This window comes from Pediococcus ethanolidurans (assembly GCF_964062635.1).
In the GTDB taxonomy this organism is placed as follows: domain Bacteria; phylum Bacillota; class Bacilli; order Lactobacillales; family Lactobacillaceae; genus Pediococcus; species Pediococcus ethanolidurans.
In genome coordinates this window covers 1,846,598-1,869,869 of record NZ_OZ061250.1, presented here as the reverse complement: position 1 = coordinate 1,869,869, position 23,272 = coordinate 1,846,598, and the positions used below count along the sequence as shown (strand labels likewise).

29 protein-coding genes, 1 tRNA gene, 1 pseudogene and 1 other annotated feature are annotated in these 23,272 nt (G+C 35.7%); of the genes and pseudogenes, 27 read left to right on the top strand and 4 right to left on the bottom strand.

Translation table 11 applies throughout. From position 1 onward, the window contains the following. Window positions 1-37 precede the first annotated feature (37 nt). The 3 genes from AB3219_RS09225 (at window position 38) to AB3219_RS09215 (ending at window position 1,996) form a co-directional block, all read left to right on the top strand. Window positions 38-574, top strand: coding sequence for a helix-turn-helix domain-containing protein (locus AB3219_RS09225; protein ID WP_057785073.1), 537 nt, complete (start codon window positions 38-40; stop codon window positions 572-574). Then, a complete protein-coding gene (locus AB3219_RS09220; RefSeq protein WP_308704609.1) occupies window positions 511-1,452 on the top strand; it encodes an IS3 family transposase in 942 nt (313 codons plus the stop codon). Before AB3219_RS09225 ends, AB3219_RS09220 begins: the two co-directional genes overlap by 64 nt. A 130-nt stretch (window positions 1,453-1,582) precedes the next feature. Continuing rightward, complete coding sequence (locus tag AB3219_RS09215; protein ID WP_057806289.1) at window positions 1,583-1,996, top strand: rhodanese-like domain-containing protein; 414 nt, start codon at window positions 1,583-1,585, stop codon at window positions 1,994-1,996. Window positions 1,997-2,136: 140 nt separating this feature from the next. On the opposite strand, the gene AB3219_RS09210 is transcribed toward AB3219_RS09215, so the two are convergent. Next, complete coding sequence (locus AB3219_RS09210; protein ID WP_074693828.1) at window positions 2,137-2,313, bottom strand: DUF3042 family protein; 177 nt, start codon at window positions 2,311-2,313, stop codon at window positions 2,137-2,139. An 89-nt stretch (window positions 2,314-2,402) separates the two neighbouring features. Here AB3219_RS09210 and AB3219_RS09205 point away from each other — a divergent pair, with 89 nt between their 5' ends. From AB3219_RS09205 to AB3219_RS09170, 8 genes are all read left to right on the top strand, one after another. Then, entirely contained in the window at window positions 2,403-3,137 is a 735-nt protein-coding gene (locus tag AB3219_RS09205) for a glycerophosphodiester phosphodiesterase (RefSeq protein ID WP_260365264.1), read from the top strand. A 4-nt stretch (window positions 3,138-3,141) separates the two neighbouring features. Then, on the top strand, window positions 3,142-4,074 hold the full coding sequence (miaA, locus tag AB3219_RS09200) for a tRNA (adenosine(37)-N6)-dimethylallyltransferase MiaA (protein WP_216753807.1): 933 nt from the start codon (window positions 3,142-3,144) through the stop codon (window positions 4,072-4,074). Beyond that, on the top strand, window positions 4,071-5,324 hold the full coding sequence (locus AB3219_RS09195; RefSeq protein ID WP_216753806.1) for a methionine gamma-lyase family protein: 1,254 nt from the start codon (window positions 4,071-4,073) through the stop codon (window positions 5,322-5,324). Before miaA ends, AB3219_RS09195 begins: the two co-directional genes overlap by 4 nt. Before the next feature lie 92 nt (window positions 5,325-5,416). Next, window positions 5,417-5,812: a MerR family transcriptional regulator gene (locus AB3219_RS09190; protein ID WP_057806281.1), complete on the top strand. Its 396-nt coding sequence runs from the start codon at window positions 5,417-5,419 to the stop codon at window positions 5,810-5,812. Between the two features lie 17 nt (window positions 5,813-5,829). Next, window positions 5,830-7,173: a glutamine synthetase family protein gene (locus AB3219_RS09185; protein ID WP_057806279.1), complete on the top strand. Its 1,344-nt coding sequence runs from the start codon at window positions 5,830-5,832 to the stop codon at window positions 7,171-7,173. Between the two features lie 235 nt (window positions 7,174-7,408). Further along, the gene (locus AB3219_RS09180) at window positions 7,409-8,287 is read left to right on the top strand and encodes a hypothetical protein (RefSeq protein ID WP_057806277.1); all 879 of its coding nucleotides are present in this window, start codon (window positions 7,409-7,411) and stop codon (window positions 8,285-8,287) included. Continuing rightward, a complete protein-coding gene (locus AB3219_RS09175; protein WP_216753805.1) occupies window positions 8,280-9,221 on the top strand; it encodes a hypothetical protein in 942 nt (313 codons plus the stop codon). Before AB3219_RS09180 ends, AB3219_RS09175 begins: the two co-directional genes overlap by 8 nt. 33 nt (window positions 9,222-9,254) lie before the next feature. Continuing rightward, complete coding sequence (locus AB3219_RS09170) at window positions 9,255-9,779, top strand: dUTPase (RefSeq protein WP_216753804.1); 525 nt, start codon at window positions 9,255-9,257, stop codon at window positions 9,777-9,779. 83 nt (window positions 9,780-9,862) lie between these two features. Here the strand turns inward: AB3219_RS09170 and AB3219_RS09165 are convergent, their stop codons facing one another. From AB3219_RS09165 to AB3219_RS09155, 3 genes and pseudogenes are all read right to left on the bottom strand, one after another. Continuing rightward, window positions 9,863-9,991 (bottom strand): hypothetical protein, encoded by a 129-nt coding sequence (locus AB3219_RS09165; RefSeq protein WP_260365941.1) that lies wholly within the window; start codon window positions 9,989-9,991, stop codon window positions 9,863-9,865. 150 nt (window positions 9,992-10,141) lie between these two features. Further along, entirely contained in the window at window positions 10,142-10,654 is a 513-nt protein-coding gene (locus AB3219_RS09160) for a hypothetical protein (protein ID WP_216754774.1), read from the bottom strand. A 133-nt stretch (window positions 10,655-10,787) separates the two neighbouring features. Next, a pseudogene (locus AB3219_RS09155) lies at window positions 10,788-12,156 on the bottom strand (ISLre2 family transposase). Between the two features lie 239 nt (window positions 12,157-12,395). Here AB3219_RS09155 and AB3219_RS09150 point away from each other — a divergent pair. From AB3219_RS09150 to recN, 16 genes are all read left to right on the top strand, one after another. Continuing rightward, window positions 12,396-12,469 (top strand) — tRNA-Arg (locus AB3219_RS09150). Between the two features lie 226 nt (window positions 12,470-12,695). Beyond that, window positions 12,696-13,154, top strand: a complete 459-nt coding sequence (locus tag AB3219_RS09145) for an N-acetyltransferase (RefSeq protein WP_216753620.1) — start codon at window positions 12,696-12,698, stop codon at window positions 13,152-13,154. A 105-nt stretch (window positions 13,155-13,259) separates the two neighbouring features. Continuing rightward, the gene (locus tag AB3219_RS09140) at window positions 13,260-13,886 is read left to right on the top strand and encodes a TetR/AcrR family transcriptional regulator (RefSeq protein WP_216753621.1); all 627 of its coding nucleotides are present in this window, start codon (window positions 13,260-13,262) and stop codon (window positions 13,884-13,886) included. 59 nt (window positions 13,887-13,945) lie between these two features. After that, window positions 13,946-14,021, top strand: a sequence feature (ribosomal protein L21 leader region). Window positions 14,022-14,033: 12 nt separating this feature from the next. Beyond that, the gene (gene rplU / locus AB3219_RS09135) at window positions 14,034-14,342 is read left to right on the top strand and encodes a 50S ribosomal protein L21 (RefSeq protein ID WP_216753622.1); all 309 of its coding nucleotides are present in this window, start codon (window positions 14,034-14,036) and stop codon (window positions 14,340-14,342) included. Between the two features lie 14 nt (window positions 14,343-14,356). Beyond that, a complete protein-coding gene (locus AB3219_RS09130) occupies window positions 14,357-14,695 on the top strand; it encodes a ribosomal-processing cysteine protease Prp (RefSeq protein WP_216753623.1) in 339 nt (112 codons plus the stop codon). A gap of 19 nt (window positions 14,696-14,714) precedes the next feature. Beyond that, the gene (gene rpmA / locus AB3219_RS09125; RefSeq protein ID WP_057772564.1) at window positions 14,715-15,002 is read left to right on the top strand and encodes a 50S ribosomal protein L27; all 288 of its coding nucleotides are present in this window, start codon (window positions 14,715-14,717) and stop codon (window positions 15,000-15,002) included. A 148-nt stretch (window positions 15,003-15,150) separates the two neighbouring features. After that, on the top strand, window positions 15,151-15,708 hold the full coding sequence (gene efp, locus AB3219_RS09120; RefSeq protein WP_057806257.1) for an elongation factor P: 558 nt from the start codon (window positions 15,151-15,153) through the stop codon (window positions 15,706-15,708). A gap of 21 nt (window positions 15,709-15,729) precedes the next feature. After that, window positions 15,730-16,161, top strand: coding sequence for an Asp23/Gls24 family envelope stress response protein (locus AB3219_RS09115; RefSeq protein ID WP_263794747.1), 432 nt, complete (start codon window positions 15,730-15,732; stop codon window positions 16,159-16,161). Further along, on the top strand, window positions 16,158-16,565 hold the full coding sequence (gene nusB, locus AB3219_RS09110) for a transcription antitermination factor NusB (protein ID WP_216753624.1): 408 nt from the start codon (window positions 16,158-16,160) through the stop codon (window positions 16,563-16,565). Before AB3219_RS09115 ends, nusB begins: the two co-directional genes overlap by 4 nt. A 204-nt stretch (window positions 16,566-16,769) precedes the next feature. Further along, on the top strand, window positions 16,770-17,633 hold the full coding sequence (folD, locus tag AB3219_RS09105; protein ID WP_216753625.1) for a bifunctional methylenetetrahydrofolate dehydrogenase/methenyltetrahydrofolate cyclohydrolase FolD: 864 nt from the start codon (window positions 16,770-16,772) through the stop codon (window positions 17,631-17,633). Then, the gene (gene xseA / locus AB3219_RS09100) at window positions 17,626-18,978 is read left to right on the top strand and encodes an exodeoxyribonuclease VII large subunit (protein WP_216753626.1); all 1,353 of its coding nucleotides are present in this window, start codon (window positions 17,626-17,628) and stop codon (window positions 18,976-18,978) included. Before folD ends, xseA begins: the two co-directional genes overlap by 8 nt. Then, on the top strand, window positions 18,971-19,216 hold the full coding sequence (locus AB3219_RS09095; RefSeq protein ID WP_057806247.1) for an exodeoxyribonuclease VII small subunit: 246 nt from the start codon (window positions 18,971-18,973) through the stop codon (window positions 19,214-19,216). The genes xseA and AB3219_RS09095 overlap by 8 nt, the downstream gene beginning before the upstream one ends. Then, the gene (locus AB3219_RS09090) at window positions 19,216-20,121 is read left to right on the top strand and encodes a polyprenyl synthetase family protein (RefSeq protein WP_216762652.1); all 906 of its coding nucleotides are present in this window, start codon (window positions 19,216-19,218) and stop codon (window positions 20,119-20,121) included. Before AB3219_RS09095 ends, AB3219_RS09090 begins: the two co-directional genes overlap by 1 nt. Then, window positions 20,118-20,945 (top strand): TlyA family RNA methyltransferase, encoded by an 828-nt coding sequence (locus AB3219_RS09085; protein ID WP_216753628.1) that lies wholly within the window; start codon window positions 20,118-20,120, stop codon window positions 20,943-20,945. The genes AB3219_RS09090 and AB3219_RS09085 overlap by 4 nt, the downstream gene beginning before the upstream one ends. 13 nt (window positions 20,946-20,958) lie before the next feature. Beyond that, entirely contained in the window at window positions 20,959-21,414 is a 456-nt protein-coding gene (locus AB3219_RS09080) for an arginine repressor (RefSeq protein ID WP_216753629.1), read from the top strand. A gap of 30 nt (window positions 21,415-21,444) precedes the next feature. Beyond that, entirely contained in the window at window positions 21,445-23,133 is a 1,689-nt protein-coding gene (recN, locus tag AB3219_RS09075) for a DNA repair protein RecN (protein ID WP_216762653.1), read from the top strand. The last annotated feature ends 139 nt before the right edge of the window (window positions 23,134-23,272 follow it).

Sequence of the window (23,272 nt, the reverse complement as noted above, 5' to 3'; positions counted from 1 at the left end):
GGTTGGACAGAAAAATCCAATTTTGGGGGTTTCATTTATGAGTAAATTTAATTTCGATTTTAAAGTTAAGATTGTCACCGAGTATTTAAGTGGTCAGGCAGCTTATTCACTAGCGAGAAAGTATGGGATTGGCAGCAAGGCTACCGTTTCAATTTGGATTCAGCGATTTGAAAGATTTGGTATTAAAGGACTTCAGCCAAAAGCCATGGACTTAGAATACACTAGTCAGTTTAAAGTTGATGTATTAAACTGGAGGAAACAAAATCAGGCCTCACTTCCAGTAACCGCCTTACACTTTAATTTATCCTCGCCAAGTACAATTTGGCAATGGGAAAAGCGATTTGAGACATTAGGAATTAAAGGGCTTGAGCGAAAGCGAGGCAACTCGAAAAATATGGCAAAACACAAGAATGAGAACGCTAAACCAGTTGTCCAAAAGGACAACTCAACAACAAAAGATACTTTAAAGCAACTCCAAAAAGAGAATCAAATGTTGAAGATTGAGAATGAATACTTAAAAAAATTAGAAGCCTTAGCTCGGAAAAAATCAGCACAAAGGAAATCTCGAAAATAGCGACTGAGTTGAGGCAAATATTCCAAGTATCAATTAAATTGATTCTCAAAGTAATTAAAATACCGCGTAGCACGTATTACTACACTCGAAATCATGAAGGTCGAAAATTCAATGACGATCAAGTTATTCAAGCAATTGATGAAATTCGACAACAAGATTTAAAATACACAAAGAAGTACGGGTACCGTCGAATTACAAGTGCTCTGCATGATTTAGGATTTCAGATAAATCACAAGCGGGTTTTACGTATTATGCAAGAACATGCCTGGATATGTCATGCCTTTAATCGCCAAACTCGTAAATATAACTCGTATAAAGGATTAGTTGGTAGGATTGCCCCTAATCGGTTAAAGCGTCGCTTTAAGACCGACAGACCCTATCAAAAACTTGTAGCAGACGTCAGTGAATTTCGATATGGATCTATGGGAACAAATGAACGCGTTTATTTGGAACCGGTACTAGATTTATTCTCTGGAGAAATTTTAGCATTTAATATAAGTGAACATCCAACAGTTGAATTCGCCATTAAACCGCTCAAAGAAGCTTTAGAAGGACTTCCGGCACTAAATTATCGGACAACAGTTCATACTGACCAAGGCTTTCAGTATCAACATCGCCAATGGCGAACGCTCTTGAAAGAACATCATGCATTCCAAAGTATGTCTCGTAAAGCGACTTGCCTTGATAATGCAGTAATGGAGTCATTCTTTCATATTATGAAAGCAGAAATGATGGATGAACATTTTGAAGATAAAACTAGCCTAATTCAAGCAATGAAAGATTGGATAGACTTCTATAACAACCGTCGTATCAAAACAAAATTAAACGGCAAGCCCCCGGTAAAATACCGAGAACTCGCCGTTCAAAAAGCAGCTTAACAATTTGTCCAATTTTAAGGGTTCACTTCAGTATTGGGATTTCCCAAAACGGCTTTTTTTATTTTTCTGGGCTAGGCAAAATCTCAATTTATGTGTAAAATGAAGTTGATTGACATAGGAGGAATATACAGTGGTTTTAGGTGCAAGTTCAAAAACTAGTTTTATTATTAATACGATCTTAATTATCTTGATTGTAGCTTATTTTGTTTATCAAGGTTATGTTGTTTGGAAACGCAGACGAGTTTCAAGTATTCTGGATGAAGATGAGTTTCAAGAAGGAATGCACAAAGGACAGGTCATCGATTTACGTGAGAAAAAAGATTTTGATGCTGGTCATATTTTGGGTGCCCGTAATATTCCATATTCAACTTTAAAAAGTCGTTTTCAGGAACTTAGAGCGGATTTACCTGTTTATATTTATGATCAAGGCCGAAGCTTAAGCTCAAGAGCTGCAATCTTTTTAGCTAAAAAGGGTTATAAGAAACTTTTTATTCTTCGTTATGGTTTTCAACGGTGGAATGGTAAAACTAAAAAGAAAGATTAATTAAATCCGAGGTAAAGAATCATTGAGATGAATGAAACTGTGATCATCCTTGAAGAGTCTTTACCTTTTTTATTTTGAAACCTTTTTAAATGGAAAAATAAAAAGGACTGAAATTTTCAGTCCTCTCAGATATGAATAACTTAGCCATTATGTGCTGATCGTTGTTTACGCATGGCGCGTTTGCGATTTTCAGCAGCACGATTTTCTTGATCTTCAATTGGTTGAACGATAATTTTGTGGAAGGTATAGAGAGCGGCAGCAGCAGCGCCAACAACTGAGAAGCCACCAACGATAAAGCCTTTAGTAAAATTTTTCATATTTGAAACCCCTTTCCATCTTTAATTATCTTCATTATGACTTTTTTTTATAAAAATATCCAGTAAATTACGTGAATGGGAATGATTTTATGCTAACAAAAATAATTGCCCACCGTGGAAGCAAGGGAATTCGTCCAGAAAATACGCTTCCGGCATTTGAAAAAGCAATTGAAGAAGGCGCAGATGGTATTGAAACAGATGTACATATGTCTAAGGATAAACATTTAATTATCATGCATGACGAGACTGTAGATCGTACGACAAATGGCACTGGAAGGATCTTTGATAAAACGTTGGCTGAATTGAAGCAACTTGATGCTGGTGGTTATTTTGGATATGACTATCTGGGTACACAGATTCCAACTTTGGACGAGGTTGTGCAATTATTAATCAAAAAACATTTTACCGGTCTTTTTAACTTGGAACTTAAAACAGATAAAATTCAGTATCCAGGAATCGAAGAAAGTGTCTCAGCATACATGAATCAACAAACGCTACCTTTTAAAATTATCTATTCCAGTTTTCATCCACAGTCGCTAATAAAAATGCATGCCTTAAACCCTACAGTTGAATTCGCAAGTTTATTTAAACTACAAACTAAATTTGCTCGAAAATTTTATCGGAATCAACTAGTGAAAGACTGGCATCCGGATATTCGCTGGGTGCGTGCGCATCGTTTCTTCTTACCACATGTGCAATTACGTCCATGGACGGTAAACAGCACCGAGGATATGCGTTATTGTTTTAAACGGCATTTTGATGGCATTATTACAGATTATCCAGGTCGAGCAGGAATTATTCGGCAGGCAATTCAGGGTGGTTAATGAAATGGAAAAAGTATTGGCAATTGTTGGTCCAACTGCAGTTGGTAAAACTAGTTTATCTTTAAAACTTGCTAAAAAATTTAATGGAGAAATTATCTCTGGTGATTCTATGCAAGTGTATCAAAACCTAAATATCGGAACAGCAAAAATTTCCGCCGATGAACAACAGGGAATTAAGCATCATTTGATCAATATTCGTGAAATTGATCAACGATTTTCGGTGTCTGATTTTAAAAAAGAGGCTACTGAAAAAATTCATCAAATTACTTCTGACGGGCATTTACCAATTATTGTTGGTGGAACGGGATTTTATTTGCAGGCGCTGTTAGCCGATTTATCACTCGGCAATGATCAATATGAACCAGCTGAAACTGTACGAAGCAAATGGCACAGTTATGCAAAAGAACATTCACAAGAACAGTTGTGGCAAAAGTTAAATGATATTGATCCAAAAGCCGCAGCAAAAATTCCTGTTACAAATGAAGTTCGTGTTGTTCGAGCATTAGAAGTATTTGAAAAAACTGGTCAATTATTTTCAGAACAAAATGATGTCAACAAAGCACCTTACGATGCATTGCTAGTTGGTTTGAATACAGATCGCAGTTTGCTGTATAAACGGATTGATCAACGAGTAGACCAAATGGTTACGGACGGCTTAGAAAAAGAGGCTCATTGGTTGTATCAACAAGGTGGTGTGCAATTACCTGCTGGAAAAGGAATTGGGTATCGAGAATGGTATCCTTATTTTAAAAAACAAATTTCAAAAGAACTGGTAATTGCAAAAATTAAACAGAATTCGCGGCATTATGCAAAACGGCAATTAACGTGGTTTCGAAACAAAATGAATGTAAATTGGTTCGATATTATTCAGCGACCAGATGAAGAAAAAAAAATTATTGCAGAAATTCAAAAATGGGTTGGAGGAAATCAAAAATGAATTGGACAGATGGTTTAAACACCAAATTAATCGAATTAGTGAAAGATGTTGATCAACAAATTGCGCCTAAATTGATGGCTATTGATGAACAAGTCCTTTTTAATCAAAAAAAAGTATTAGATGCTTTTCGAAGGGAAAAAATATCTGAAGAAGAGTTAAATGGTTCAACTGGATATGGTTACGACGACACTGGTCGTGACGCTTTAGATGCGGTTTATGCTGATGTTTTTAAAACAGAGGATGCAATGGTGCGACCACAAATTATTTCTGGGACGCATGCAATTAGTACTGCATTATGGGGAATGCTACGACCTGGTGATAAATTATTATATGTAACCGGTATGCCCTATGATACGGTTCAAGAAGTGATTGGGATAACAGGCGAGCCAAATGGCGGGTCTCTAAAAGACTTTAATATCAAATTTGACTATGCTGATCTTGATAATGAGGGTCATTTTTCAAAGAGTAATGTCAAACAAAAATTAACTGATGATGTAAAAGTAGTGGCAATTCAAAGATCACGAGGCTATGCAACGAGAGAAAGTTTCACGGTTGCTCAGATTGCAAAAATGATTCAGTTTATTAAAAAATTGAATGCCAATGTCAAAATTTTTATTGATAACTGTTATGGAGAATTTTCTGAGATTCAGGAACCAACTGAGTTTGGTGCGGATGTCATGGCTGGTTCATTAATTAAAAATGCTGGCGGTGGCTTGGCAAAAACTGGTGGTTATATAGTTGGGAAAAAACAATTAATCAAACGAATTGGAAACCGATTAACGACACCTGGGTCAGGTAAAGACGAAGGGGCAACTTTAAACACTTTAGAAGCCATGTTTCAAGGTTTCTTCCAAGCACCCAATGTTACCGGAGAAGCCATTAAAGGGGCAATTTTTGAAAGTGCCATTTTGGAAAAATGTGGGTTAAACGTCAGTCCAAAGTGGAATGCACCAAGAACAGACTTAATTCAGACGGTTAATTTTGGCAAGCCTGAGTCAATGATTAAGTTTGCAGAAACGGTACAACATTATTCACCAATTAATTCGTATGTAGATCCGGTGCCAAGTGAAATGGGCGGTTATGACGATAAGATTATTATGGCAGCTGGTACTTTTGTTCAGGGAGCAAGTATTGAATTCTCGGCTGATGGTCCTATTCGTCCACCATACACCCTATATATTCAAGGCGGATTAACCTATGCACATGTGAAAATTGCAATTACAGAAGCAGTTTCACAATTATTTTTCTAAAATAGCGCCTCATGTTATATCTTATGACATGAGGCGTTGACTTTAACTGAGGGCATTGATAAAATGGGGTTGTTTTTGAAAGGAGGGGTGTCATGATGGAAAAACAACTCCAACGATCACGAGCAGTTTTACCAATTGGAACAGTAATGAAACTGACGACTTTGAGTGCACGACAAATCCGATATTATGAAACGCAAGGATTAATCAAACCAGCACGTAACGCTGGCAATCGTCGTCAATTTTCATTAATTGATGTTGATCGTCTGCTTGAAATTAAAGACTATCTTGACGAAGGTTTTAATATGACAGAAATCAAGCGAGTTTATGAAAAGCAGGCTAAGCGGCAAGAAAAAGAACATAAGGATTTGGAAAAACCAGTAACCGATGAAGATGTGCGTCATGCATTGCATAATGAATTTTTATCAATTGCTGGTCTAAAGCATTGGCACAGCTCAAGTTTTCCATCTGATGACCTTTCCAAAAAATAAGAATAGGAGCGATATACATGGCAAAGCAACAATTCACCAAAGATGAAATTCGCAAAATGGCAAAAGAGGAAAATGTTCGATTTTTAAGATTGATGTTTACCGATTTATTTGGAATTATTAAAAACGTTGAGGTGCCAGTTAGCCAACTAGAAAAATTATTGGATAACAAATTAATGTTTGATGGCTCTTCAATTGATGGATTTGTGCGTATTGAAGAAAGTGACATGTATCTTTATCCTGATTTATCAACCTGGATGGTATTTCCATGGGGAAACGAACACGGCAAAATTGCTCGTGTAATTTGTGAAGTTTATACGCCTGATGGAAAACCATTTGAGGGTGATCCACGAAACAATTTAATTCGAGTATTGAAAGAAATGCGTGAAGCTGGCTATACAGACTTTAACATTGGGCCAGAGCCAGAATTTTTCTTGTTCAAATTAGATCCTGAAACTGGGAAACCAACAACTAATTTAAATGATAAGGGTAGCTATTTTGATTTAGCACCAATGGATCTTGGTGAGAATTGTCGCCGGGATATTGTTCTAGAACTTGAAAATATGGGCTTTGATGTTGAAGCATCTCATCATGAAGTTGCTCCTGGTCAACATGAAATTGATTTTAAATATGCGGACGCCTTATCAGCAGCAGACAATATTCAAACGTTCAAACTTGTTGTTAAAACAGTAGCACGCAAATATAATCTACATGCTACCTTTATGCCAAAGCCACTCGATGGCATTAATGGTTCAGGGATGCACTTAAACATGTCGCTGTTCCATAATAAGGGCAATGCCTTTTATGATGAAAAAAATGAACTTCAGCTTTCACAGGAAGCTTACTGGTTCTTGGGTGGATTATTAAAGCATGCGCGTAGTTTTACCGCTGTCTGTGATCCAATTGTTAACTCCTATAAACGATTAGTACCTGGTTTTGAAGCCCCAGTTTATGTGGCATGGTCAGGAAGCAACCGTTCACCACTAATTCGAGTACCAAGCAGTAGAGGTTTATCAACGCGCCTTGAATTGCGCAGTGTAGATCCTAGTGCAAACCCATATCTCGCAATTGCGACTGTACTAGAGGCTGGTTTAGATGGTATTCGTAATAAGATTGAACCACCTAAGTCAATTGATCGTAATATCTACCGAATGGACGAAAAAGAACGTAAGGATAATCATATTGATGATTTGCCGTCAACTTTGCACAACGCCTTAAAAGCGTTTGAGGCTGACAAGGTGATGGAAAAGGCGTTAGGTTCTCATATTTATCAAAGCTTTTTGGAAGCAAAACGACTAGAATGGGCTTCATATCGTCAAGAAGTTACCCAGTGGGAACGAGATCAATATTTAGAACAATATTAAATTAATTTTTATTTTAACGATTAATTACGATGGTCATTTTTGACTCGGTAATTAATCGTTTTTTTGTTTTTTACTATATTTTGTTGGGAGTTTGCCACCTTTTTAAGTCATGACTTGATTAATCTGTTAAAATTTAGTAAGGAATAAGAAAAATCCTTTGTTGATTGCTCAGATATTTGTTACATTAGAGATAATCAATACGTAGGTTAAACTTACAAAAATAGGAGCGATACACATGAGTGATGAAAAAAACACGACTGAATCTCAAGAGCAACCAAATGCAAAATTAAAGCAGAGTCTTTCAGGTAAAATCGCGTATTTAAATGCGTTACAGGGTGCTGTTGATCAACAAAATGATCGAATGACATATGAATTGCTAGATCCTGAACGTTATCATACTGAAATTTCGAGTGCAACTGAAGCAACTAAGAGCGGTTATTTTAGTTTAGTAGATGATGTTAGAAGCCAAATAGCACATTATTTGAGTTACCAGCTAATTGATTATCTGGCTGAAATTTATCCCTTCTTTTACTACCGAGAAGTAGCAGAAGGTGAGTTTAAAATTTTGTTTGGTAACTGGTGGGATCGTCGTGAATTTGGCTATTTAGATGTTTTAAATCTAGAGTTTCAATTTGATAAAGATGAATATCAAAAATTAGCGGGGACCTTCCAATTAGATGCCAATAATAAGCATTTAAATACAGAAGAGATTGCCAAAATATCAGAAGAAAATAAACAGTTACAAACGTTACTTACTAATCAGGACCAACGTGATTCACGTAAGGCACAATTACGTGACCAATTACAAGATACTAGTTCAAACAGCTCTTTTTGGGAGAGCGGTAAGGTTAAGGAAGAACGTCAGGCACTCAAGGATGAACTAACTAAGTTAACTGAAGAAGATCAAAAAGCTATGGATGCTCGCGATACTATGAAGAATAATGAGGATCGTATTTTGGCTCTTTCAAAAGAGGATACAATCTTGAGTTATGAAAAACAAGCAATCAAACAGGCTTTTGGAAGCTTTGAATCCTTTACAAATCATTCTAAAAAATTATATTCTGACTATCTAACAAGCTTGATCGGAAAGGCAAAGGTGCGTGCTGATGAGTAATGAATCTTTAAATCCTTCAAGTCTGACCACAAATGGGCGTTTAGTTGCATATAGTGAATCACTAAAAGCTGGAATTCAACATGGCATTGAGTTTACAAAGTTATTTGATCAATTAACTGATACCAAAGATGCAGGTGAGCTCTTAGCTGCCTCAACGGTGTTGTTTGACTTTCAAATGGATACTGACTATGTGGTATACCCGCATAAATATGATGCTAACGATTACTACCTCATTTTTATGAGTCGATTATTAGAGTTGCACAATAATAAAGATGCGGTCTTACATTCTCGTGAGGACAATCTGAAAGCAGATACACTTTTTCAAACTTTTCCAAATATAGATGACTCTGAAGAATTCCATTTTGAACAACGAGAAAATCAGGATGGCGCTTTTTATGTGGAACAAAACAGTCACCAAGTTATCTTTTCTTTGAATTTGAAAGAGAAGGCCATGTACTTTAATTCGGATACAATTACTAAGCTTTTTATTACAGAGTGGAGTGGCAAATCCGATAATGAAGCTGTGACAAATGCGGTTGACTTGTTTATTCAATTTGGTAAGTATTTAGTTGCTGATTTTGGTTTTAGTGTTGACTTCAATATGTTAGATGCATCAAATTCTAAAAAGTATGTTCTTGCTAATTCCGATTTATCCGAACAGATTATGGACAAATTGTTTGTGGCTACAGCTGATAATAATTTAATGTTACAGAACATGGATACAGTTCAAGGTGCTTTTTTAGATCTCGGCAATCAGATTATTTTCAGTTTATATAAAGAGATTAATGCGGATGGTAGTGGCCACTGGGTAATCACTGTTCAGGATCCTGAAGAAAAATATTCTCTTTTTGAAATTTTCAATCAATTTGCTTTCTTAAAAAAATGGTTCTTGGATAATCTAGATGAATTACAAATTGGCTCAAAAATGTCATAGACGTAGGTGAAAAAATTGTTAAATATTCCTAAAATGTTACAGTCATCTATTCAACTGGATAGAAGTATTGCTGCGGAAAAAGAATTAACGTTAAGCTGGCCAGAACGAATTAAAAATACTTTGCTCTCTTTGGATGTGGAGCTTTCTGAGGTTGCTAATACTTCTGAGTGGTTTAAGGTTTGGAAAGAGCATAAAGGAAAAAACGACGAAGGGAAAACGGTTCGTGAAACACTACTGGTTGAATACGTTGATGCCATTGATTTCTTTTTACTCTTTGCCAGTCAAAAGCAATGGGTGGAGAATGTTGATTTAACTCCGGAACAATTTAAAAAGTTAGAGACTAGTGACAGTAAATTAAATCTAACTGATACTTATTTGGCAATCAAATCGATGCTTTTCAGCAGTTCGGTTAGTAATCGACCTGATAATTTTCGGCACGCATGGCACCTATATTTAAAATTAGGAATGGTGGGATTTGGTTTTTCACCAGCGGAAATTGAAGCGGCATTTTACCGAAAAAATAAAATTAATTATCAAAGACAAGAAAATAACTATTAATAACAGATAGACAAAAAAGGAGGTCACTGATTAGTGAACTTCCTTTTTTTGTATGAATAAATAAGTTTTTAACAATTATCTAGTTAATTATTCTTGAGTGTTTTATGTTCTGAACGTGTTTGAGACTGTGGAAACAAAGAATCCCAGTCATTTATCACTTGAACACCAACTGCTAAAATAAGAATAATAAGAATGATCATCAATGGTCCCATAAAAAACGCCTCCAATCAAATTTTACATTTTCATTATGACAATGTTACGGGAATGTTTCAACAAATATGCTCATAATTCGTTGAAACTACTTTTTTAGTGTAAAGATTAAAATAAAAAAGCCCGAGAATTTCTCGAACTTTGATGATTATCTACTGAGTATTACCCACATTATTTAATTTTTGTTGAGCCTTAGTTTCTTTAATGAATTCATTATAAATTTTTTTCCGATTAGCAGTTTGTTTGGTAATTGGTTTTACGGTTAAATGAATAGCTTTGTAAAATTCGGTACTAATCGATCCGGATAAGTCATCATCGAAACCATAATGATTTTGGTAAGCATTTTTAATAATATTTTTTATGCTCTTATTATTATCAATGAGCACATCACGCAATGCTTTTTTGTTCTGACTATTCATATTTTTACTTGCTTCTTTATCTAACTTATCAACGGCTGAATAAATATTCTCAGCGGTTTTTGGTTTCTCAGAATCAAATTTTTCTAATGCTTTAAGTAACTGATTGACGTATTTTTTGTTGGTTTGTATTTGGTTATAATTATTAGAGCTAACTACCACCGTCCCGTAAACCTTGTTTCGACTACATCCGGTTAAAAATAGTCCTAGGATGAGAAAAGGAATTAGCCAGTAAACTTTCTTTTTCATTTTTTTCAACTTCCTTCATTCTTACTATCCTTATAATACCAAAAAAGTGCCCATAATGAAAGCATTTACTTAATACGTATGTGTCAAGTTTTCCTAGGTACCTTATAATCAACCAAATATTTATACATAATTCTTAGTTTGAAAATATTTTTGCTATTGCTCCGATGGGGCTACTTGTTGGGGCATCAACTGGTATTTTACCTGCAAGAACGCCAATATGCTTAGAATGGTGCTTGCTGCTCAGCTGGGCTGAACTCAACGTCTTCAATGGTTCCGTCGCTATCTCAATCCTTATCTCTTGTAACTTTCTTAAACCACCACGTAAGTATTTATTCAGCTTACCGTTTACCCGAGCTTCAATTAATTTCAACATAGCTTCAAGGCCTTTTTCGGACCATACTTTACCTTGCTTTTTCATCCGATACGTATACGCTCTGTGTGAGCTTTCAATGGATCCTAATTTGCCGATCTTCATGAAGCCACGATCGTGTGGAGACTTTATAAACTGCCAATTTCTTGCCAAATATTGCCTTAGGGTTCTTAGGCTCTCAAGCTCCTTATCAGTTTTAATTTGCGACTCAAACGTATCTAAAATAACGTTTAACTGATTCTGATCATACAAGCTAACGCTCTTAACGGCCTTTTTCAACCAATGGATTAAATAAACCAAAGGTTTGTTTAATCTTTTTGACAAAGTGATACCGATCGATAGTAAATTCAACTCTTTGAGCACTCGGAACTATTTCTCGCATACTTTCCGGATTATACCCTGGGCCACCATCACTTGCTGTAAACACGGTCATTTCACTGATTCTATAATACTTCTCAATGTAGTCAGTTACTCGTTTTTGAACCTTTTTTTGATTGATACCAACGAATTCAACTTTGTTTGATCTTGTTCCATCTAAACCTGATTCAAAAACAATGTAATGGTGGACGTCCTGTCTTCGTCGATTAATTTTGTGTATCTCAAAGGCATCGCCTTCAACCACTAAGTTCTCAACTTTTCGTCTCTTAACTATTTTCTTTTCGGACGATTTTTCTTCTGTCTTCACGGTATCTGCCATGTCTCTGATAATTCGGTCTACTGACCAAGCACTAATATCCGTCTGACTGGCCAGATTGATCATCGCTGCCGTATTTCTCATCGTTGTCGTTTGCCCAATTTTGGCAACGACACTTTTAAAATAAGGTGAAATTCTTTTTCTTTCTTCCAACTGAAGCTGTTCATCCAACGGGAAGTAATAGCTTCCATTTGGTCGAAGATAACATCTTCTTTCAAAATTAACGGCCCCAAACATAAACTCAATTGTTCTAGCCTGTCGATTAATGAATGTATTTTCCGCCGGAATTGATGGAACGAGCGTTTCATCTAATTGCCTCAGATATTCAGCTACAACCAGCTGGAATGACTTCCTAAGATGAAGAATTACCTGCTCCTCTAAATCAAATAAACTGTCTAAATTTCCCAATGATTCAATAAAATCTGCTAAAATATACATGAAAGACCTGTATCCTTTCCTTTAATCTTCGTCGATTAAAAGGCTACAGGTCTTTTTCTATATATTCAACTCAAAATGAATATTCCTAGAATTTTATTGACCATCTAGGAAAACCTTACACTAACCTTAATACTTCTCCAATTTAAGAAGATTTAAATAATAGATTACGAACTAACTTATAGAGAATTAATTTATGCGGTATTGACGAACTTTTTTTTTTACCTTATAATCAATAACGCGGACCGGTAGCTCAGTTGGATAGAGCATCCGCCTTCTAAGCGGACGGTCGTGAGTTCGAATCTCACCCGGTTCATAAATGCACTAAATAGGAATTTTATGCAGGTCAAGAATGTTGATATAAAAACGTTCTTGTTTTTTTATACATCAAGTTAGCACCGTAAATTGGCAATATTTTGAACAAAATTTGGTTATACTTGCAAAAAATGAACGCGAAAAAAATAAAAACAATAACGTAAATGATGGCTGTTGATTTATTTGGAAGCATAGCATTATAAAAGAAATTTATAACGGAGAAAGTCATGAAAATTGCGCGAATAAAAAAGTATGAGCAAGCTCATTTTCAATTGCTCTTATTAGCAGATCCTAATCGTCACTTAATTGAGCAGTATTTGAAAAGTAGTTTTGGATTTGAAATGCTTGAAGGCGAGAACTTGATTGGATTGATAGTGCTAACACCAATAGATCAATTCAAAATTGAGTTAAAAAATTTGGCTATTGATCCAAAGTATCAACATCAAGGTTATGCACAAAAACTAATTCAGTTTGTGACAGAGTATGCCGCACAAAAAAATTATCATGAAATGGTTGTTGGCACCGGTACAACCAGTTTTGTTCAACTGTATCTTTACCAAAAAATGAATTTTCGTTGTTTTGCGGTGAAAACCGACTTCTTTATAGATAATTATTCAAAGTCAATTTTTGAAAATGGGTTACAGTTGCGGGATATGTTGTTGCTTCACAAAAATCTTCTAAAGTGATTCTTAGTGTAACTAGTTTTTAAAATTAGGTTTAAATTTTTGTTTTTTAAATGAAAATACCGTAGAATCAAGTTCTGAATGAATTGAAGGTTAGGAGAAGGTACATTGTCCAGTGAATTAGATCCTCGCATTATGAAAACTAAACGGCAACTTAAAGTAGCCTTGATTAAGTTGCTAACCAGTCAAAGCACGCAAAGCTTAAGTATTCAGCAAATAACTGAAACTGCCGAAATTACTCGGGGAACTTTTTATCTGCATTATCGGGATAAACAGGATTTTATTCAAACAATTATTAATGATTTTGTGGTGGATCTTTTTCAATCTGCATTGATAGATGGCAAAGAATCTTTAGAACCAAAAATGCAAATTTCAGAACATGTTGCATATGTTTTTTCCTTGGAAAAAGGATTTAAATATATGGCAGATAATTATCAAACTTTTATAGTTCTTTTTGGATTAACCGGTAAGAATAATTTTGCAATGAAAGTTGAACTGGCTTTTCGTAAGCATCTACAACTTTTTTTAAAAGCCGTGAATTTAACTGAATCTCAACAAACAGCTCATTTAAAATTAAAGGCTGATTTTATTATCACTGGATTATTAGGTACCATGAAAAATTGGCTTGCTGAAGGAATAATTTATTCTCCGCACTTTATTAGTCGAAGTACGTATAATTTCATTCATGAAAAAGGCAACGAAACAGTAAGCATCAGTGACTTCTTTGTTGAATAAGGAACAAGTTGACTTTTGCTTGATATTTTGATATTATTGTAACGTTGTATTTGTGGCTTCCACGGCTACAACCGCACGGCTCAAGTTTTTAAGTTCTAGTTTAGACACTTTTAGCTGGCGAGTATTAGAAATGAGGAGGTGCACACTGTGTACGCAATTATTGAAACTGGTGGCAAACAACTTAAAGTTGAAGAAGGTCAATCCGTTTTTGTTGAAAAGCTAAACGTTAAAGAAGGCGACAAGGTCACTTTTGACCAAGTTCTTTTCGTTGGTGGTGAATCAACTAAGATCGGAACACCAATCGTTGATGGCGCAACTGTTAATGGAACTGTTGAAAAACAAGGCAAAGACAAGAAAGTAACTACTTTCAAGTATAAAGCTAAGAAGAACCAACATTCTAAAAAGGGTCATCGTCAACCATATACAAAAATTACGATTGATGCTATTAATGCTTAATTTGGAGATTTTCAATGATTAAAGTAACCATTAAGCTAAGTGCACAAACAGGTGTTGAACAGTTTGAAATGATTGGTCATGCCGATTCTGGCCCTTATGGACAAGATATTGTTTGTGCAGCTGCTTCAGTACTAGCAATTAATACAATTAATAGTGTTGAACAGATTGCTGGCGTAAAACCTGAAACGAGAATGGACGAGGACAACGGTGGTTTATTAACTGCTAAGTTTCCGAAAGTTTCAAATCGTGATCAGCTTTTACAAATGCAAGCGATCTTAAAAAGCTTTGTTATTGGAATGCAAGATGTTGCTCGAAATTATTCGCAATTTATAAAAATAAACATTCAGAATTAATATTCGGAGGTGTAAAGCTATGTTAATGAATTTACAATTCTTCAGTCACCATAAAGGTGGTGGTTCCACTTCTAATGGTCGTGATTCAGCAGGTCGTCGTCTTGGTACAAAACGTGCTGATGGTCAACCAGTTAAAGGTGGCATGATCATCTACCGTCAACGTGGAACTCATATTTATCCAGGAACAAATGTTGGTCGTGGAAATGATGATACGTTATTTGCATTAACTGATGGTGTTGTCCGTTTTGAACGTAAGGGACGTGACAAACGTCAAGTTTCTGTTTATCCCGCAGCAGATGCAGAATAGTTTTAATGTGTGGAGCCAGAACATTTAAGTTGTTCTGGTTCTTTTTTTGTCAAATTACTTTAAAATATAGGTAACTCTTTTAACTTAGCTTGCTTTTAACCTACTGATATTGCTATAGTTAGGTGTAAAGAATTTTGGAGGTAAAAAAATGATTTCAACTTCAGATTTTAAAAATGGATTAACCATCCAAGTAGATGGTGGTATTTGGCGTATTGTGGAATTTCAACATGTGAAACCTGGTAAGGGCAGCGCTTTTGTACGAACGAAGCTAAAGAATTTACGAACTGATGCGGTTCAAGAAAAAACATTTCGTGCCGGCGAAAAAATGGAACAGGCCAACATTGAAACCAAAAAAATGCAATATTTGTATAATGATGGTGACAATTTTGTGTTTATGGATAATAAGACTTACGAACAATTAGAGGTCCCAGCAGACAATCTTTCTGCAGAAAAAGACTATTTAGTTGAAAATATGGAAGTCAGTGTCATTATGTTTGGTGACGAAACATTAGGTGTTGATTTACCTAATACAGTTAATCTAAAAGTGACTGATACCGAACCAGGTATTCGTGGCGATACTGCTACTGGTGGGTCTAAGCCAGCAACATTGGAAACTGGATTGATTGTGCAGGTACCTTTCTTTGTTAATCAGGATGATGTCCTTATTATTAATACGACCGATGGAACTTATGTTTCTCGAGCTTAGTTTTAACAGGAGGTTTATAAAATGGCAGAAGATAAATATTTAGCACTGGCGGAACATAAACCAACGCTTGGAGAAATTAAAATTGCTCCTGAGGTGGTTTCAATCATTACTGGAATTTCTGTTGAAGAGGTTAAAGGCGTTCACTTGAGTAGCAGTGGCTTAAGTGAAAGTGTAACTTCATTTTTAACGAGAAATACAAAAAGTCAGGGTGTTAAGCTTGGCTTAAATGAAGGCAAATTGCGTGTTGACGTATATGTTTATCTTGATTATGGTACTTCTGTTCCTGAAATTGCGAAAAAAATTCAAAGTAAAGTTCACCAACAACTTTTATTTATGACCGAACTTGAAGTTACTGAAGTCAATATTCATGTGGAAGGCATTATTCCGGCCAAAACAACATCAACAGTTGATCCAGATGATATTTTTGCGGAAAATGATGGTGAAGAAAAGTGAGCTTAAATCGACACCAAATTCGTGAAGCTGCGTTTCAGGTCTTATTTGCTCTGAGTAGCAACGCAGAAGCCTCACATGAAGATCTATATCATCAGGTTTTAGAAAGCTACCATGATGCTTCAGAAGACGTTCCAGTGTATCTGAGTCAAATTGTTGACGGTGTTTTGGACCACCAAGCGGAGTTAGATGAAGAAATCAGTAAATATTTAAAAAAGACTTGGTCAGTTGAACGCTTGGCAAGAACAGATCATCTCATTTTACAAATTGCTTTTTTTGAAATTAATTACGTTGAAGACGTTCCAAACAAAGTTGCAATTAACGAAGCGCTTGAATTGGCAAAAAAATTTGCTGATGAAACGGCTAAAAACTTTATTAATGGTGTTCTTTCCAGCAAATTAGGTTAAAGCTAGTTTGAAGCTAAGAGTGCTTGATCGGTTTTGATTTTAGTAACAATGGGTCGTTTACTTGAAGAATCAGAATATAAAGTTTTGTCTTTTAAAATATATTTAATTAAACCAGAAAAAACAAATTTTTTCTGGTTTTTTCGTATTTTCTATTATGCTAAACTATATGAGTAACCAATCACAAATATGAGAGAGGTAAATTTTATGGCAACTATTATGGATGGAAAAGCTCTTGCAGCTGAAATTGATATGAGAACGGCAAATAAAATTCAACGATTGGCTGATCAGGGGGTTACTCCTGGATTAGTTGTCATTTTGGTTGGTAAGGATCCGGCAAGCCAAATTTATGTTCGTAATAAAGAACGGCGTGCAAAAAAGCTTGGTATTCATTCTATTGTGCGTAATCTTCCAGAAACGGTTTCCGAAAAGGAACTTATTAAAATTATTCAAGAATATAATGAAGATTCAACCGTTCACGCAATTTTAGTGCAGCTTCCATTACCTGAACAAATTAACGAATTTCACGTCACAATGGCCATTTCGCCAACTAAGGATGTGGATGGATTTAATCCATTTAATTTAGGTAAGTTATTAATAAACAAGACTGATCAAACGCCAATTGCTTGTACACCACAAGGAATTATGTCGTTTTTCAAAAAATATCAAATCGATTTAGACGGCAAAAGAGCTGTCATGGTGGGGAGAAGTACGATAGTAGGTAAACCGATGGCGGCTCTTTTAACGAATGCTAATGCAACGGTAACGATTGCACATAGTCATACTCATCATCTGTCGGAATTAACCAGAGAAGCTGATATTCTCATTGTGGCCGTTGGTGTGGCACATTATATTAAAGCAGAAGACGTCAAACCAGGTGCAGTTGTAATTGATGTTGGAATGGATCGAGATAGTAACGGCAAATTGGTTGGTGATGTTGATTTTGAGTCGGTTGAAAAAAAGGTTTCATATATTACACCCGTACCCAAAGGAGTTGGACCAATGACAATTACTACCTTAATTTCACAAACGGTTACAATGGCGGAATGGAGTAGTGAAAAAAATGGATAAGGAAAATTATCTAACGGTAACTGCTTTAACACAATATATAAAACGTAAATTTGATGTAGATCCTTACTTAGGTCGTGTTTATTTGATAGGAGAAATTTCGAATCTTCGAATAAGACCACACGCACATCAATACTTTAGTTTAAAAGATGATCATGCAAAGATAAATGCTATTATGTTTCGCTCTGCTTTTGAAAAGGTGAAATTTACTCCTGAAACTGGAATGAAGGTGCTAGTTACTGGACGGTTATCAGTCTACGAAGCAAGTGGTAGTTATCAAATTTATATTGATAGTATGCAGCCTGATGGCGTGGGAGCGCTTTATCAGGCCTATGAACAATTAAAAAAGAAATTGAGTACAGAGGGTTTGTTTACGGCTCCTAAGCAAACCTTGGTTCGATTTCCAAAACGAATTGCAGTGATTACTAGTCCATCTGGTGCGGTTATACGTGACATCATTACCACAACGCGCCGTCGGTTTCCCATTGCACAACTGGTGCTGTTTCCAGCACAGGTTCAAGGCAATGAAGCAGCTAAAGAAATTACGAATCGCATTCAACAGGTAAATGAACTTGGTAGCTTCGATACCATTATTTTAGGTCGCGGTGGCGGTTCAATTGAAGATTTGTGGCCCTTTAATGAAGAACAAGTTGCGAGAGCAATTTTTGCTAGCAAAATTCCTATTATTTCTTCGGTTGGTCATGAAACAGATACAACAATTGCCGATTTGGTTGCGGACGTTCGTGCTGCAACGCCAACAGCGGCGGCTGAACTAGCGACACCGGTTTTAAGTGAGGAAATTGTCTATTTATCTCAACGAAGAACGCGTATTTTTAACGCTTTCATGAATCTTTTGAAGAAACAACGACAAAGTTTAAATCGATTAAATCAATCGTATGTTTTTCAAGATCCACGTCGATTATATGAGGGCTATGTACAAAATATTGATTATTTGAATGATAAATTAGTGCAAAGTATGACTACCAATTTGAACCGATATCGAAATCAGCTGAGTGAAACGCAACAGGCGTTAATTCTGAAATCACCGGCAAATCGAATTCAACAAGAAAAACAAACGATAGAGAATCTCCAGCGACGAATGATCAGAGGAATTCAAATGATTTTTGTTACGAAATCTAATGAATTACAGCATACGGTTGCTGCGCTGGATTATTTAAGTCCGCTAAAGATCATGGGACGAGGTTATAGTTATGTGACTGAGCAGGGGCGTGTTGTAAAAAAAGTTTCTGAATTACAAACTGATGCGAAAATAAAATTACATTTAAGTGATGGAACGGCACAGGCAAAAATTACTGAAATTGAACATGGAGGACTCGAAAATGACTGAAAAACCAACTTTTGAAGAAAATTTAAAATCTTTGGATGATATCGTCACAAATCTGGAAAAAGGCGATGTACCTTTGGAAAAAGCTTTAAATGAATTTAAACGTGGCGTTGTTTTAAGCAAAGACCTGCAAGATACTTTACAAAACGCAGAGAAAACGTTGACAAAAATGATGGACGAGAATGGTCAAGAAGTTCCATTTGAATCTCAAAACGATTCAACTAAGGATACACAAAAGTAATGATTAAAAATAAAGTAACTTTGAACTTTATTCAAAAGTATACATCGATTTTAAATGATTTTTTGAAAACAAACTTACCTACTAGTATCACAAATTCGCAGTTAAGTGCGTCTATGCAGTATTCTGTGTTTGCCGGTGGGAAACGGCTAAGACCATTATTACTATTGGCAATGGTGAAAACAACTGAAACTAAAGTGGATTTGAATACTATACAAGTGGCAGCATCGCTGGAATTGCTGCACACATATTCCTTAATTCATGATGATTTACCAGCTATGGATAATGATGATTTACGAAGAGGAGTACCAACGAATCATAAAAAATATGGCGAAGCATTGGCAATTTTGGCTGGTGATGGTTTGTTAACATTGGCCTTTGAATGGTTGACAACAACTAAGTATAATTATCAAATTATAAGCCAATTAACACAATCACTGGCTCATGCTGCTGGTCCGGCAGGAATGGTTGCCGGTCAAGCTAGTGATGTGTTGGGTGAAAAGGAGCAACTAACTTTCGAGCAATTAAAACAGTTGCATAAACAAAAGACGGGTGCCTTGATCACGTATACTGCTGAAGCTGCTGGAATTATTACAAACAGCAATTCAGAAACTCAAAAGGATTTAAAAATATTTGCTGAAAATTTTGGCTTGGCTTTTCAAATATTTGATGATTTGGAAGATGTTTTAGGAACTGAAAAGATGATGGGAAAAGCAGTGCATAAAGATGCTGGTGAACATAAGAATACGTATCCAGGGATTCGAGGTCTGACACAAACTAAAAGAGATTTAATTCAGTGTGTGACTAATTGTCAAAGTGCATTAATCAGGCTTCAAAATAGTGGTGTTTCCATAGAGCTACTACAAGGATTTTTAGAGTATTTTCAATTAAACGAGGAAGAAAAATGAAAAAAGAACAAGTAGATGTGCTATTAGTATCACAAGGATTGTTTGATACGCGTGAACAGGCAAAACGGGCTGTTATGGCCGGCGAAATTCTTGGAGAAAATGAAGAACGATTGGATAAACCGGGTAGTAAAATTCCAATTGATACTGAACTTCATTTTAAAGGAAAACGAATGCCATATGTTAGTCGTGGTGGTCTAAAGCTCGAAAAAGCTCTGAAGGTTTTTGATATAAGTGTTCAAGACAAGATAGTATTGGATATTGGTTCTTCCACGGGTGGTTTTACAGATGTCATGTTGCAGAATGGGGCACGTTTAAGCTATGCCCTGGATGTTGGCACGAATCAACTGGTTTGGAAATTGCGTGAAGACTCACGTGTTGTTGTGATGGAAAATACAAATTTTAGATATTCTAAATTAGCTGATTTTACGCATGGACAACCTGAATTTGCATCGATTGATGTTTCTTTTATTTCATTGAAATTGATTTTACCGGCACTGAAAGATATTATTAAACCTAATGGTAGTGTGGTTGCCCTTATTAAACCCCAATTTGAAGCTGGTAAGGGCAAGGTGGGTAAGCATGGAATTATTCATGATCCTAAGACGCACGAAGAAGTTTTAAAAAATACGCTCCAGATGGCGGTTGAAAATGGGTATAATGTTGTTGGACTTGATTTTTCACCGATAAAGGGTGGAGAAGGTAATATTGAATTCTTGACGCATTTAGTTGCCACAGATGATGTTGCTCAAATTGCTAAAAATGTTTCAATTACAAAGACGTTGGACGCTGCCTACGCTCAACTAAATCACTCAAAAGAAAAATAAGAGGTCGATTTGAATGAAAAAAAGTGAACGCCAAAAGCATATTCAAGAAATTCTCTTAAAAAATGATGTTCAAAAACAAGAAGATTTAGTTACGTTTTTACGTGAAAGTGGTATTGAGGTGACTCAAGCAACTGTTTCGCGTGATATTCGTGATATGCAATTAGTTAAACTTCCTTCCAAAAACGGTGGCTATCATTATGCTTTACCACCAAAAAAAGATGAAAACATTAAATTGAAACTGGCAAACACCCTTCAACAATCAATGAAAAAATTAACCAGTAGTGCCACTTTCATTTTTTTGTCTGTTCAACCTGGGAGTGGTCCGGCAATCGCGAGTTTGTTAAATCAACTGAATAGTACGGATATTTTAGGAGCTATTAGTGATGATGGTTCTGTCCTTATTGTAACAACAAGTGTTGAAGGAGTGACCAATCTTAAACAGTTAATTTCGGACATGTTGGCAAATTAATGGTCTATTTAAATGTGTTGAGGTGAAAACATGCTGCAAGAATTATCAATTCGAAATTTTGCAATTATTGAAAAACTAAATATTGAATTTAATTCAGGAATGACCGTGTTAACTGGTGAAACTGGAGCGGGAAAATCAATTATTATTGATGCAGTCGGTTTATTAGCTGGAGGAAGAGGTTCAGTTGATTTTATTCGTAAAGGTGCCAAAAAAGCTGTTTTACAGGGAATGTTTAGCATGGATAAAAATCCGGATACTTTAGCTTTGTTAAACCAGTATGGAATTGATCACTCAGATCCAACTTTGATTTTACAAAGAGAAATTCAAATGAGTGGTCGAAATGTTTGTCGAATTAATGGTTCACTTGTGAATACCACCATTTTAAAACAAATTGGTGAAACATTGATTGACATTCATGGACAAAACGAACATCAAGAATTGATGCAACCAGATAAGCATTTGGGAATGTTGGACGAATTTGCGCGTAATGAAGTTAAACCACTTTTAAAACAATATCAAGAAGAATACGAACGTTACCAAGCATTAAAGAAGAAATTTGATCGAAAAAAAGCAAATGAAAAAGAATGGGCACAAAGAGTTGATATGCTGCGTTTCCAAGCTAAGGAAATTGAAGACGCAAATCTTCAAGTAGGTGAAGAGGAACAACTTAATTCACAAAAAGAGTTACTTGAAAATTTTCAAAAAATTAGTACTGCTCTACAAACTGCTCAGTTGGCTTTAGAAAATGAAGAATCTGCCGGGGCCATTGACACGACTGGGGAAGCCATGAATGCTTTAAGAGATATTGAGGATATTGATGATAAGTACAAGAATATCTCGAATATTGTTTCTTCAGCCTATTATCAATTACAGGATGCTACGAATGATATTAGTGGTGAACTTGATAATATGGAGTGGGATGAAGGCAAGTTAGACCAGGTAGAGAAACGGTTAGAAGACATCTATCAATTAAAAAAGAAATATGGTGACAATATTAAACAGATTCTTGCATATGATCAAAAAGTTTCTGATGAGCTTCATAGTATGATTGATTCAGAGTCTGATGAGGGTCAAATGGAAGAAAAACTTGAAAAATTACAAGAATCACTCAAAAAAACTGCAATAACGTTATCACAAACACGAAAAAAAGCAGCCAAACATCTGAAAATTGCCGTTCATGAGCAATTACAACAACTCTATATGGATAAGGCAGAATTCGAAGTGCATTTTTCTCAGACAGATGACTTAAAATTTAAGCCAACCGGAATAGATAATGTAGAGTTTTATTTACGGACGAATACTGGTGAAGCAATGGGACCTTTATCCAGAATTGCTTCTGGTGGAGAACTTTCGCGAATTATGCTGGCGTTAAAAACTATTTTTGCTAAGTCACAAGGAGTAACGAGTATCATTTTTGATGAGGTTGATACAGGGGTTAGTGGACGTGTTGCACAAGCAATTGCAGAAAAAATTAAACTAATTGCAGGTTATTCACAAGTGCTTTGTATTACACATCTACCTCAAGTTGCCGCAGAAGCCGATCATCAATTATTTGTTTCGAAGGTTATTAAGGATGGAAGAACTGAAACGAAATTAAACGATTTAGATACAGATGGACGTGTACAAGAATTGGCACGAATGTTAGCTGGAAGTACCGTCACAAAGTTAAGTATTCAACATGCAAAAGAGCTTCTTAAGATGGCCCACACGACCTCTTAAAGGCTCTTTTTTAGTTTCTACTTTTTTCTGAATAATTGAAATTTTAATCTTGTAAATATTCATAACGTTTGCAGAATGGGGGCAATGTAGGATATCATGAACTTAGTCGTACTTAAAAAAGGATGGAGTTGACGTACGT